The following is a 12,413-nucleotide window of genomic DNA, read 5'->3' as shown; positions in this document are numbered from 1 at the left end:
TACAATCCATTTCCAACCATAATTTTACGGGATAATATTATGTCACCTCTCAAAAAAACCCATGTAGAAGGCCTTAAGAAATCCATAACCGGAAGAGTTATTTCACCACAGGATAAAGATTACGATGAAGCCAGGACAATTTGGAACAGCATGATTGATAAAAAACCTGCCGTTATTGTCCAGGTTGCCAAAGCCGGGGATGTCCCCCACGCCGTGCGATTTGCCCGCGAGCATCAACTGGAGTTATCGGTTTTAGGAGGCGGGCATCATATAGCAGGTAATTCACTTGCCGAAAACGGTCTTACCATTGACTTCTCAAATATGCGAAAGGTTACTGTTGATACACAATCAAAACGAGCTCGTGTGGAACCGGGAGCAACCCTGGCTGATTTTGATAAAGCAACCCTGGCTCATGGACTTGCAACCCCAACTGGCATAAACTCAACAACGGGAATTGCGGGACTGACACTGGGTGGTGGTTTTGGCTGGTTGACTCGGCAGTATGGTATGACCATAGACAACCTGTTATCTGCAAGGATAGTGACCGCTGAAGGTAAGACACTTAAAGTCTCTGAAAATGAAAACAGTGATCTTTTTTGGGCTATTAGAGGTGGCGGTGGCAACTTTGGTGTGGTAACAGAGTTCGAGTATCAACTCCATAATATGAATCCGGAGGTCTACGCGGGACTTATTGTATTCCCGTTTATAGAGGCTAAAAATATCATGAAGCAGTACCGCGAATTCTCAAAATCGGCACCAAAGGAGCTCAACGTGTGGATTGTTATACGCCATGCTCCCCCGCTTCCATTCCTCCCGGAAGATCAACACGGCAAAATGGTTATCGTTTTGGCGGTATTCTTTAACGGATCGGCAGATAAAGGAGAAAGCTTAACAGAGTTCCTGAAAGGATTTGGTAATCCGATTGGAGATCACATTGGAATGCAGCCCTATACGCAATGGCAGCAGGCCTTTGACCCATTGTTAACTCCCGGCATGAGGAATTATTGGAAATCCCACAATTTCAGGAGTATAGAAAACGAGTTGATTGATACCGTCAATAAGCATGCCGCTACTATTCCTACGCCACATACGGAAATATTCTTGGGATCTATTTCAGGTGTACAAAATGATATTCCTGCCAATGCCACTGCCTATTCAGCACGCGACGCACGGTATATCGTAAATGTGCACGGAAGGTGGGAAAAACCGGAGGACGACAAGAGATGCATCAGCTGGTGCAGGAAGTTTTTCGATGCTACTAAACCCTTTGCGTCAGGCGGTGCATACGTGAATTTTATGACGGAAGATGAAAGTGAGCGCGTACCCTCTGCATACGGTGCAAACTATGAGCGGCTCGTCTCACTGAAACAGAAGTACGATCCTGATAATCTCTTCCATATGAACCAGAATATTGTACCTGAACCGCTAGCACGAAAATAATTAGGTTAGAAACTTAGATCAGGAGAAGAGCAGCCAATGTACAAAAGAGGCAAGATTGGCTTGCTCTTCTCTATCATTATAAGATGAACCTCCTATTGCAGGAATTCAGGTCATCGGTTTATTTTTTATGATCCAGTGAATATTTGCCTGGACCTAGTAAAAAGACCGTACTGAATATCAGTAAAAAGAGCAGTGATTTCTCCATATCTCCAAATGGATCATTGATATGTACAAACAGAAAGGCCACGCTCATATTAATCATCAGCACTAAGGAAGCGGCCCGGGTATAAAGACCGATAATTACCAGTATGGCACATATACCCTCTGCAAATGCCGACAAAATAAGGGAAAGTTCCGGTCCCAGCCCTATAGGATCGGCAAAACGGAAGTCACCGTTAAACACTCTCATCACTTTACCCCATCCGTGACCGTATAGCATAAAAAATGAACCAAATACACGCAGTATCAATAGGGTAACCCCTGTATTAACAAATTCCGTCAACCCGGAAGATTTAAGTCTTTTTAGCATAATTGCCTAATTAATTTAGCCATAAATAGATATTAGTAAACAAATTTATTGTATAATAATCCAATAGGATTTTAAAATCCCAAAATTTATTTATGAAATAAGCTGTGAAATAAGCCAATTAGAAGTGCACGATAATTATATGGATAAGCAATTTAGCATAGCTAAAACAGTAATCCCGGATTCATCTGAATAACCGATCCTAACTTATTTTCCGTAAGAAATGGTGACCATATAAATAAAAAAACCCGGCTGTTAACCGGGTTTTTTTATTTCGCGTAATTGGTGAAGACCTTATACACTCCAATTGCTTAATTACTTGGTGGTATAATGACTCTATCGATAACATGAACTACCCCATTCGTCCCAACCAAATCAGACATGGTTATGGTAGCTTCGCCGTTAATGGTAATAGTATCCCCAACTTTGGTAATAGTCAGCTGCTCTCCCTGCCAGGTGGTATAGGACTGGTTGTGCTGAAGTTGTTCCGCTGTGACTTTCTCCAATAGCACATGGTATTTCAGAATATTCGCAAGTCCTTGCTCATCTGTGGGCAAATTATTTAATCCAGCAGCATTATTTTTCAGTGCAAATATGGTGAATTTCTCGTCAGCGTTATTAAGTGAATTGTACAGCCTCCCGGTCATTTTTGCAACCGCCATTGCACTCCTGACTGTATTAAAATAGAATCGTTTATCCATCAAAGAAAGTATGCCAAGGTGCTTATCCGGTAGAGCAAACCCATCCTCAAAAAGGATAGTACCGTTTGAGGATTTAAGTAAGTTAAGAGGAACCTCAAAATTGTTAAACTTGTAAGTTCCTGACTCCAACACTTCCAGATAAACTGAATCACCTGCCATGGTAGCTAAAGCCGTCCGTGTACCAGGACCAAAACCGGTTATATCAGTATCCAGAATGTGGTGTTTCATGATTTCCTGCCACTGTTCTTCAGTAAAGGTCGTATTCAAATAATCTTCAATACCAAGTGTACTATTTCGTGAAGCTAAAAGCGTTCTATGTCCGGTCTCTTCAAGAGTTGCAAGCATTCCTGTATGTTCCATTCGCTCATACAACAACCGATAATCGAATCTCTTGTATATATTATCAGCCAGTGTACCGAATTTGTCAGGTACTAGTACAACATCCACTATATGGATCATTCCATTATTAGCTTCAATGTTTTTACTGACAAATTTTGCCTGGCCATTGAGCAAATCTCCGTGAGTCTGCCCGATCTCCATAAAGAGCGGATCTCCGTGCAGGGAGATGATAGCTTCTTGTTTGATTTCGTTGATCAACGGGTAATTGCCGGAATACACGTGATACTTCAGTATATCAAGTTTTTGCTGTTCAGTCAGGCTTTCCAGATAACCCTGCGGAAGCTTGGCAAACGCTTCATCGTTTGGTGCAAAAATAGTAACGGAACCCGAACCGGATAGCGTTTGGGAAAGAGAAGTTCCATCCAATAGAGCAGCAAGGGTTTCGAGATTGCTGTTTGATTGAATCAGATCCAGAACCCCGGGCTCTTCTATTGGAGTTACTGTGTTATCATTGTCTTTACAGCTGACAATAATTATTACTAAAGCAAGAAAAAGAACAGTATAACTGTTCCTGATCCCTGCAATATCTAGTGTTTTCATAATGTTTATTCTCCCGTCAGTTTTTCTGACAAAAGGTTAAGTTAAATTGGATCAGGATATCCGAACTTGAACGGCTTGGAAATGCGAAGCACCATCCACTCTTGAGTACTGTCTTATAATGATATTATCACTATTGCTATTTATTTCAAATAGTTAGGTAAAATATTTTTTCATGGATAATATATCTTCTATTCTATTGTCTTAGTAACTAATTGTACCTATTAAATGTGAGAACGTATCTAATCTTAAAATAAAAAAACCCGGCTATAAACCGGGTTTTTTAATAGAGTAGATGCTGAAGACTAGTAGCTTCCGCTTGACTCCTTTTTGGGAGGCATAATTACTGTATCAATCACATGCACGACGCCGTTTGAAGCTTCAATATCGGCATTGACGACAGTGGCGTTGTTAATCATAACCGTCTCACCCAGGTTTACCTCTATTTCGGAACCTTCGGCGGTAGTTGCCGTCATTCCGTCTTCAAGATCGGTAGACTGAACGTTACCGGGTACAACATGGTAAGTAAGAATGCGAACCAGTTGATCTTTGTTTTCAGGCTTCAGTAAGGTTTCCAGCGTACCGTCCGGCAACTTTGAGAACGCTTCGTTTGTAGGTGCAAAAACGGTATAGGGACCTTCACCTTTAAGCGTTTCTACCAGCCCGGCAGCTTTTACAGCTTGAACCAAAGTAGACAGTGATTCAGTCTGCACAGCCAGATCGACTATGTCAGATGAATTGTCTTGGGCTTTAGCGGTTGACGTGAATGCGAATAGAGCAACGCTTAAAGCTATTACAGCCAGATAAGTTGTTGCTGATTTCATAAGAACCTCTTATTTTTATGTTGGTGTTAGGCTCATTTAGATGTTCTAAATGAGTTTATTGAGTCGGCAGATCTTGCAGGGTCTGCCGACTTTCATATTTTAATGAGGCAGGAATTTAATCTTCCTGCCTCAATATGAAAATCTTACTCTGTTTCCTTTTTGATATTCATGTCTTTGTTCTTGTAGTCTCTTTGCTTGTCTTCGTTGATGTTTTGAAACTCTTTGATCGTGAAGGCAACGCCGGCAAGAAAAATCAACACTACAAAAACTCCGAATCCAAAAACTGCTGAATCACCCATTTTTGGCCTCACTAATCCTTTGTTTAAAATAGTTTCCAAAACTTAGCAGCGAAGGGACCCAAATACCTACAAACAACCCGGCATCTTTATTTCCGGAGAACCAAAGATAGATGGAGATAGCCATAGATATTAGCGCCGAACTCAGTATCAAGTAATCAGATTTCTCTAGCATAACTGTTTTGTGTTGATATTAAAGATTATGGAAAGGAAATAAATTCTTCGTTCGTTCGATATTCATTGCGATTTTTTTTCAAATCCTGTCGTTCCTTCAAATTTTTTACACGCTCTTTATGCGACATCCATATGCCAATCAGAAAAAGAGTTGTAATCAGCACACCGGCTATAAATATGTAAGTTTCCATAATATCGTAATTGATTAGGCTGTCTAACACACTGCTATACATTTTCGTTTATTGACTCGGATAAATTCTTTGATCTTCTTCAATATCCAGCCAGCTGAAGTATCGAAATACAACCTGTACTATAATTCCTGTTAAGACGGCACCGATCGCAATTATCGGCCCGTAAATAGTATCAAGAGTCAGGGAAATTCGTATCAGGATAGTGGAAGCCACATACCCTGCATTTCTAAAGAGCACTTCATACCTCTTGGTATACAGAAAGGAAGCAATAAAGATAAGGACGTCGGCAAAAATCATCACCGAAAACAGGTCATCGAAGAAAATAGTATGCAACTCAAGGCTGTATACCTTTTCAGTATATGCCGATAAATAAACCTCCCGCAGCCATTCTCCGAAGGCATAAATTGCCAACACAAAAAGCAAAGCGGCCAAAGCAATGGTCACAATCTCCTTAAAACGAATAAAATTCTGCAGCTTGTCTGATTTAGATGTCGGCTTCCTGTTTTTACTGATATGATAGAATACCGCAACCAGGGCAAACAAAACCAGACCTGCCCCAAGATCAGCTATGATTTGAAGAAAATCCTGACTGTTCTGAAGTATCGCATCAAAAGATTCGAAATCAGATATATCCTTGAAAACTCTACGAATAATAATCAGTGAAATAATTTCATACTGCTTTTTGATGGATTCCGTAAAAGAAAGGGGAATCGACAAAATCATGAAGTACACCTCATACACCAAAATCACACTAAATGGTGTATAGAGCGCGGAAAGGTAGTTGGGGTGTACATTCCTGAAAAGGCGTGGCAAGTACTCCGTTTCATTGGCCAGGAAAATGATAAACAAGTGTAATAGAAATAAAGCAAAAGCGGAGTAGACGAAAACTTTCTCAACATAGGCTTTGCTCTCTTCCCTGCTGATATACTGATATAAACGATGCATTACGCTGCTACTTGCAATTTCTGAATCGACTCTTTAAAAAAATAACGCACCGTATCATTCCGCCCGAGGTGAATTTAATACCAGAAATATTTTAGTTTCATTAATTATTGAAAATCGGAACTCAGGGTTTTGCATTTCAGTTATCTAAGCAGTTCGGCAATATATCGGAGTCTAAATGCAAGACATTCTGCAAAATTTCTTGCATGCTGTTGCCATCTAAATGATAACCTAACACCATATAATCATGGAATTATCAAGTCTAACACTGGGAGAATATTCCCTCGTTTATAATCTCTTTTCCTTTACCATAGCTTCCATGCTTGCTGCCGGCCTGTTCTTTATACTGGCCCAGCCGCGGGTTGCTCCCAAGTACCGCATCTCGCTAATTGTTTCCACACTGGTAGTCGGTATAGCAGCCTATCATTATTTTCGCATTACAGGAAGCTGGGTGGATGCTTACACACTATCCGAAGCCGGTAACTATGTTGCCAGCGGCAAACCCTTTAATGACGCTTACAGATATGTGGACTGGTTACTGACAGTACCCCTGCTGCTAGTAGAACTGGTACTGGTTTTGAACCTGTCCAGGGAGAAAAGCAGCTCAATGCTTACCAAACTGGTAATTGCAGCTGGTGCTATGATAATACTCGGTTATCCCGGCGAAATAGCCATGGATAACGGAACCCGTGCTCTCTGGGGCTTTCTGAGTACTATACCTTTTGTCTATATAGTATGGGTATTGTGGAAGCAGTTGGGTGATACCATGGGAGACCAGCCGGAACGTGTACGTATATTGTTCCGAAATATTCGACTGCTTTTACTCGGTACCTGGGGGTTCTATCCGATAGTATACATGGCACCATTTCTCGGTCTGACAGGTGCTGAGTCTCAGGTTGCTATTCAGGTAGGTTACTCTATTGCAGACGTCCTTGCCAAGGCGGGTTATGGTGTAATGATCTACGCCATTGCCAGAGAAAAATCACTCGCCGAAGGATATAGTCTTGAAAAAGCAGCTGCCTGACAGCAGAACACATTTATCCCTATACGATTACACTGCATCTGACATCCCCAGGTGCAGGTATCTGATCCTCCGGTGTGAAGGCCGGAGGATTGCTATTAATGAGCATTATGAGGCACGGAACAACAAAATTAGATCTCTATGTTTTGGCGGTAGTATTATCAGTCACTGCTTGTTCTATGCTATTTACCCAAACGATGGTATCCTTAAGATACTATTTTCTGGCTTTAAGCATGCTGCTCATAGGCATACCGCACGGAGCCATAGACCATATCATCAGCTCACGTTTATATGATCTGAAAGGAAGCATCTCCGATCAGCTCAAATTCTACATCCCCTACCTACTTCTGATGTTTCTTATGGCGCTGGTTTGGATACTCAGCGGCATTGCTGGTTTTATTCTCTTTGTGATAATTACCATATATCATTTCGGTCAGGCAGATATTGAACATCTAGACCTGCCGGATTCATCAAAAAGAGTGCTTACGATCTCACGAGGTCTGATGATTCTTTCCCTGGTAATATTTGTTGATTTCAACTATACCTTACCGGTAATTGGAGAAGCAACCGGTGTTGCCTTACAGGAGATAGAATGGCTCTACAACAACAGTTACCTGTTAGCAATACTTCTGGGTCTGCAACATCCCTTCTTGATGTCATTTCTAACATACCAAAACAAGGAGAGGTTTGAATTGTCCTGGTGGTATCCTGTTCTGGATTCCATAGTCATTCTTTTCCTTTTTTTATTCAACGATCCTATAATCGGATTTTCGCTTTATTTTGCGTTATGGCATTCGATGGGACATTTCCTGGAGATGAAGGATTTCTTTAACAAGATGGGAGAATCACTTTCTGTATGGAAATTCTATAAACTTGCTCTTCCATTTTCGTCAATAAGCCTGTTTGGATTGGCCTTCATTTACCTAATCAACAATTCCTTCGGGCTGGAAGAGAAGATGGTTTCACTGCTTTTTATCCTCATAAGTGTGCTCACCCTGCCCCATGTATTGGTAGTTGAAAAGATGCTGAAAACCAAACGTTAAGTGAATAGCTTCCCTCCTAAATTAAAAGTCCTTAAGGTAGGTTAGATACTCTTCATAAGCCCACATCGTGTCTTATTTTTTTTCATCTTTGGTCAAAGTTTAAGATCAAAATCAAAAGAGTAGCATCTATGGACAATACGAAATCAATTTACGACAATGACGTTTATGAGCAGGCAGGGTTGACACTGAGACTGGATTATATGGTAGAAGACTTTATGGAGCTTATTCAGAAAGAAGAGAGTGAAAACCTGGTTTCGGAAGAGAGTTAGTCAGAGTATAAGAACCTTTTCCGGTATTGATATTATCAATACGAATCATAGAAAGTTTCAAAATCTTATTTTAGAATTTGGTTTAGCTTAGGAGGAATAGTCCGTACCTTGGGAGATTCTTAAAAACTCAAAATCCAACTACCTAAAGAATCTCCCCGGATTATTCATGAGGCAGTACCTCCAATTTGTTGTTAACGAACGGCGGCTTTTATCCTTTGGCCTAACCTTCACCTTCTTTTCTAGCTTTGGCCAGACTTTTCTGATCTCCCTTTTTGTACCATTTTTTCTAACCAACTTTAACCTTTCAAATGCCGGTTTCGGCTCTCTATACTCGCTGGCAACCTTAACGAGTGCCATTTCACTGCCCTGGTTGGGAAAATGGATCGATCATCTCCCCCTAAAACGATTTAGCCTGATGGTAGCCATGGGTCTGATGCTGGCGGCCTTCACCGTATCAATTTCCTGGCACGTAAGCATACTGTTTCTTGGATTATTACTACTTCGGTTATCAGGTCAGGGACTGAGCGGCCATACCGCACAAACAGCAATGGCTAAATTCTTTCACTTTCAGCGCGGAAAAGCCTTGAGTATTGCGAGTCTCGGTTATCCACTTGGAGAAGCCGTACTGCCTTTGATAATAACAGCACTGCTCCCCCTGTTAACGTGGAGAGGCACTTGGGGTAGCATTTCCATAGTAATCGGCCTTCTGTTAATTCCATTTGTCATTCAAATTTTGAGCGGTGAGACCGGTGAAATGACAACTCCCAGCCAAACTGATAAGGAAAGTTCACGCAATCAGTCCGGTGATTACAGCATTGTGTTAAACGATCTTAGGTTCTACCTGCTGCTACCGGCAGTACTGCTCCCTGCCTTTTGGGTAACCGGTCTGTTTTTATACCAGGTTAGTATAGCAGAGCAACTGGGATGGTCAGCCACTCTGATTGCTTCTGCCTTCATTGCCCATGCCATCTCACGAATATTCAGTTCGGTTATGGTCGGACCATTAATTGACCGATTCAGCGCCCGCTCGTTGTTTCCTTATCACCTCATCCCCATCGGATTGGGTTTTGTGGTAGCTTTATTGCATCCCGGAAACTGGTCGGCCTTTTTGTACATGTTTCTACTGGGGATGACTCTTGGTGTAAGTGGGAATATTAAAACAGCACTCTGGACCGAAATGTATGGATCGGAGACGGTTGGAACCATCCGAAGTCTTTTCTCTTCCCTGATGGTATTCAGTACCGCACTTAGTCCCTTTATGATGGGATGGCTGATTGACAACGGCACAACGATAAGCAGCATCTTACTATGGGCTATTATAAGCGTGGTATTTGCAAGCTTGCTGGCACTACTGGCATTTCGCGGTGCGCTATGGGACAATGAAACGGATTAGCAGCTGTTAGCTACTTGATTGCCCTTTGAACCAAGCCAGGCACTGTTTTACAAAGCAACATGGGTGCTCAGAATACCTTCTCTTTTCTTTTATGTAACAAACCCATTGAAATTTTCTCCTTTTCATAAACAGAGAAACAATATCATCATTTATGATCAGGCAACTTACCCAAAAATTGAATTCCGGCTACGGACAGCTGGCTGATTTTATCAGGGAAGAGAATCTGAAGACCGAAGCATATCTTACCTTTGCGGTTATTGCGATTCTATTGTTCATGCTCTACGCATGAATGCTCGCTTAAAAAAGCTAAATTACCAGAACTGCCTTTACAAAGTATCCTACCGCCATAGCTAGTAAGGTAGAAAGCAATGTGCCGATTAGAACATATTCGGCAAATGTGCGGCTTTTAAAATCCTGAAAACGTGCTACTCCTTTGGCTGCCAGGATAAATCCTATAGCCGCATACTGTCCGAGCAGTACAAAGATGAAGACGAATATTCTTTCCAGTATCCCGATGAGCCTGCCGGTGTTATACTCTTTTTGATCGGTCTCTGCGCCCTTCTCGCTGATAGGTTTCAATCGGAATACATTAAGCAGGTAACGCAGAAGGATGTTGGTTTCATTGATCACTAATAAAAAACCGAATAATACAAGTTGTATACTCATAAAATTCAATTCCTCAACCCGGTTGAGAAGCAGTACATCAATGATAAAATGCTCTATACCATCCGCCAGGCTATTCAATTGTAGGTTAAACAAAGGGCTTACAAGTATGACAAGCACCACCACATGAAGCATCAATAGTAACATCCTACTCCTATTCAATTTGACTGCTCTACTCTCAAAAAGAAGAAAAAGCCAGGGATAGACAGCCAACCAAATTAACAACAGGAACCAACCGAGAGAGATTTGCAAAAAGGGAAGCACGAGGCACGGGAACACCGCCATGATTAAGGCATCTTTTCTATTGGCACCTCCATCCTTGAACAACAGCCTAAGCCGTGAAATCAGTATCAGATTCAGCAGCGTAAGAAATATCATGTAGTTCATTAGCAACCCACTTGTTAATAATTTCTGATATGTCCTTGAATAGATCGATGACAACATCCAAAGAAGCGGCATCAATATTCTTGTAGAATGCAGGTTCGGAAATACCCAGCACTTTGGTAATCTGTTTATAATTCTTACCGGTTTCTAGCATATACAGGATATTGAGCCGGTTTTTATTCCATGAGCGAACTTGATTTGAAAAGAGATACAAACTGTTATTTATTGAACGTACCCAGGCATTGCTGGTTTCCTGAACCGCAATATTAAACAGGTAGCCACTCTCTTTAAGCTGTTCTACTCCATCTCTGGCTAGATGAAAAGCCGGCCCATCCATGCCTAATGCCTGCTCCCTGTTCAGAGAGGTAGTTATCTGCCCAACCCCGATAGAAAAGCGAACCCTAACCGGATGCAAAGCAGCTAAAATTTTCCAGGCATGGACAAAAAGATCATCTGCCTGTGAAAATACAGCCTGAAATTCATCTCCAAGTGTTACCGTATAGGGTGATACCAACGAAGAGCAAGAGTCGTTGATTTCTTCAAATGCATCTTTTAGGGCTTTCTGAACCTGATGTCTCTTACTCTCTTCCAGTTCTTTGGAAGCCTCGATATCGCCGATAAGTACAATGTAAGTTTTCATAGTAGTTCCTCCTCTATTATATAACCATTTTAGTTTAGTTTATCAAATTTAAACTATAACGGTTTAATTTTTGGCGGATGAACTACTTTATGTACAGACTAATTATTTTGATACATTTCAACTACGGCAGGAAATGAGAGATCACCTAGTAAATCTCTTTCTTGAAGTTCATTTAAAAACTCGATGCTTACGCCATTCTGAAAATAGGCTACGATAGCTGGGAAAGAGAACTCATCAAGATATCCTGCTTCATCAAAGCTTGTCAAATAATCCAGGCTAACGTTGTTTTCATAGAAGGCAACAACGGCCGGAAATGATAATTCATCCAGCAAGTTTGCATCCTTTAAACTGCCTAAGTAGTCAAATGGAACCTGGTTTTGAAAGAAAGCTATTATAGCAGGAAATGAGAACTCATCTACAAGCCCGGCCTCGTTAAGATCAATCAGATAGCTTACAGGCACGTCATTTTCATAAAAGGCATTTACCGCAGGAGATGAATAAGAGTCAAGCAGGCCGGCTTCTTTAAGGGCAGACGTGTAGTCAAGAAGGCTACCGTCAAAGGAGGATACTACAGGAACATCAGGGGCAGGCGGTAATGGAGCAACACCATCTTGCACCACTTCGGTACCGGTAACCGTACCAGAGGTGTTATCTGCGAACGCAGATATATTCCAGTCAAAATACCACAATACCGGGATTATCAGACAGAGAACAATAGCCAAAAAACTTCGGAAACCTCTGCTCAATGATTCTTTGAGGGTCTCGGGTTTCTTATAGGTTATATCATCCTCCTCATGAACTAATTCCTGGTCCGGATCAAGCCATTTTAATTCCCTTTTCAACTGCTTAACGCGATCTCTTTTTTTGCTCTTCATAATCTGATACAGTTTATGGTTTAATCTGTATACGAAAATTGTAACAAAAGTTACACCACCCGAGATTGCACTCACCAGGCACACAAAAACTGGTT

16 protein-coding genes are annotated in these 12,413 nt (G+C 41.4%); 6 read left to right on the top strand and 10 right to left on the bottom strand.

All coding sequences use genetic code 11. The features are described 5' to 3' along the window. Nucleotides 1-39: 39 nt before the first annotated feature. Nucleotides 40-1,440 (top strand): FAD-binding oxidoreductase, encoded by a 1,401-nt coding sequence (locus tag G3570_RS06100; protein WP_165140313.1) that lies wholly within the window; start codon nt 40-42, stop codon nt 1,438-1,440. Between the two features lie 118 nt (nt 1,441-1,558). On the opposite strand, the gene G3570_RS06095 is transcribed toward G3570_RS06100, so the two are convergent. The 7 genes from G3570_RS06095 to G3570_RS06065 all read right to left on the bottom strand — a co-directional run bounded on the left by G3570_RS06095 (nt 1,559) and on the right by G3570_RS06065 (nt 6,033). Continuing rightward, nucleotides 1,559-1,969, bottom strand: coding sequence for a DoxX family protein (locus G3570_RS06095; protein WP_165140311.1), 411 nt, complete (start codon nt 1,967-1,969; stop codon nt 1,559-1,561). A gap of 308 nt (nt 1,970-2,277) precedes the next feature. Beyond that, nucleotides 2,278-3,606 (bottom strand): fasciclin domain-containing protein, encoded by a 1,329-nt coding sequence (locus G3570_RS06090; RefSeq protein WP_165140309.1) that lies wholly within the window; start codon nt 3,604-3,606, stop codon nt 2,278-2,280. Nucleotides 3,607-3,908: 302 nt separating this feature from the next. Next, nucleotides 3,909-4,427 carry a fasciclin domain-containing protein gene (locus tag G3570_RS06085; RefSeq protein WP_165140307.1) on the bottom strand — a complete coding sequence of 173 codons (519 nt, stop codon included), beginning with the start codon at nt 4,425-4,427 and terminating at the stop codon, nt 3,909-3,911. A 143-nt stretch (nt 4,428-4,570) separates the two neighbouring features. Next, nucleotides 4,571-4,726: a hypothetical protein gene (locus G3570_RS06080; protein WP_165140305.1), complete on the bottom strand. Its 156-nt coding sequence runs from the start codon at nt 4,724-4,726 to the stop codon at nt 4,571-4,573. Then, nucleotides 4,719-4,898 (bottom strand): hypothetical protein, encoded by a 180-nt coding sequence (locus G3570_RS06075; protein WP_165140303.1) that lies wholly within the window; start codon nt 4,896-4,898, stop codon nt 4,719-4,721. The genes G3570_RS06080 and G3570_RS06075 overlap by 8 nt, the downstream gene beginning before the upstream one ends. 25 nt (nt 4,899-4,923) lie before the next feature. Next, nucleotides 4,924-5,088 carry a hypothetical protein gene (locus G3570_RS06070; RefSeq protein WP_165140301.1) on the bottom strand — a complete coding sequence of 55 codons (165 nt, stop codon included), beginning with the start codon at nt 5,086-5,088 and terminating at the stop codon, nt 4,924-4,926. A 48-nt stretch (nt 5,089-5,136) separates the two neighbouring features. Then, nucleotides 5,137-6,033 carry a hypothetical protein gene (locus tag G3570_RS06065; RefSeq protein ID WP_165140299.1) on the bottom strand — a complete coding sequence of 299 codons (897 nt, stop codon included), beginning with the start codon at nt 6,031-6,033 and terminating at the stop codon, nt 5,137-5,139. A gap of 244 nt (nt 6,034-6,277) precedes the next feature. Between G3570_RS06065 and G3570_RS06060 the strand changes: the two genes are divergently transcribed. The 5 genes from G3570_RS06060 (at nt 6,278) to G3570_RS06040 (ending at nt 10,045) form a co-directional block, all read left to right on the top strand. Then, nucleotides 6,278-7,054, top strand: coding sequence for a bacteriorhodopsin-like (locus tag G3570_RS06060; RefSeq protein WP_249066744.1), 777 nt, complete (start codon nt 6,278-6,280; stop codon nt 7,052-7,054). A gap of 176 nt (nt 7,055-7,230) precedes the next feature. Continuing rightward, nucleotides 7,231-8,094, top strand: a complete 864-nt coding sequence (locus G3570_RS06055; RefSeq protein WP_165140297.1) for a Brp/Blh family beta-carotene 15,15'-dioxygenase — start codon at nt 7,231-7,233, stop codon at nt 8,092-8,094. A 128-nt stretch (nt 8,095-8,222) separates the two neighbouring features. After that, nucleotides 8,223-8,363, top strand: a complete 141-nt coding sequence (locus tag G3570_RS06050) for a hypothetical protein (protein WP_165140295.1) — start codon at nt 8,223-8,225, stop codon at nt 8,361-8,363. A gap of 166 nt (nt 8,364-8,529) precedes the next feature. Next, complete coding sequence (locus tag G3570_RS06045) at nt 8,530-9,756, top strand: MFS transporter (protein WP_165140294.1); 1,227 nt, start codon at nt 8,530-8,532, stop codon at nt 9,754-9,756. Nucleotides 9,757-9,907: 151 nt separating this feature from the next. Then, nucleotides 9,908-10,045: a hypothetical protein gene (locus G3570_RS06040; protein WP_165140292.1), complete on the top strand. Its 138-nt coding sequence runs from the start codon at nt 9,908-9,910 to the stop codon at nt 10,043-10,045. Between the two features lie 17 nt (nt 10,046-10,062). Here the strand turns inward: G3570_RS06040 and G3570_RS06035 are convergent, their stop codons facing one another. The 3 genes from G3570_RS06035 to G3570_RS06025 all read right to left on the bottom strand — a co-directional run bounded on the left by G3570_RS06035 (nt 10,063) and on the right by G3570_RS06025 (nt 12,318). Then, a complete protein-coding gene (locus G3570_RS06035) occupies nt 10,063-10,806 on the bottom strand; it encodes a hypothetical protein (protein WP_165140290.1) in 744 nt (247 codons plus the stop codon). Further along, nucleotides 10,751-11,443, bottom strand: a complete 693-nt coding sequence (locus tag G3570_RS06030) for a SatD family protein (protein WP_165140288.1) — start codon at nt 11,441-11,443, stop codon at nt 10,751-10,753. Before G3570_RS06030 ends, G3570_RS06035 begins: the two co-directional genes overlap by 56 nt. Nucleotides 11,444-11,541: 98 nt before the next feature. Further along, on the bottom strand, nt 11,542-12,318 hold the full coding sequence (locus tag G3570_RS06025; RefSeq protein WP_165140286.1) for a hypothetical protein: 777 nt from the start codon (nt 12,316-12,318) through the stop codon (nt 11,542-11,544). Nucleotides 12,319-12,413 lie beyond the last annotated feature (95 nt).

The sequence above is a fragment of the Halalkalibaculum roseum genome, assembly GCF_011059145.1.
Classification (GTDB): domain Bacteria; phylum Bacteroidota; class Rhodothermia; order Balneolales; family Balneolaceae; genus Halalkalibaculum; species Halalkalibaculum roseum.
The sequence above is the reverse complement of the archived record's forward strand: the minus strand, read 5'-3'. Positions and strand labels throughout refer to the sequence as shown.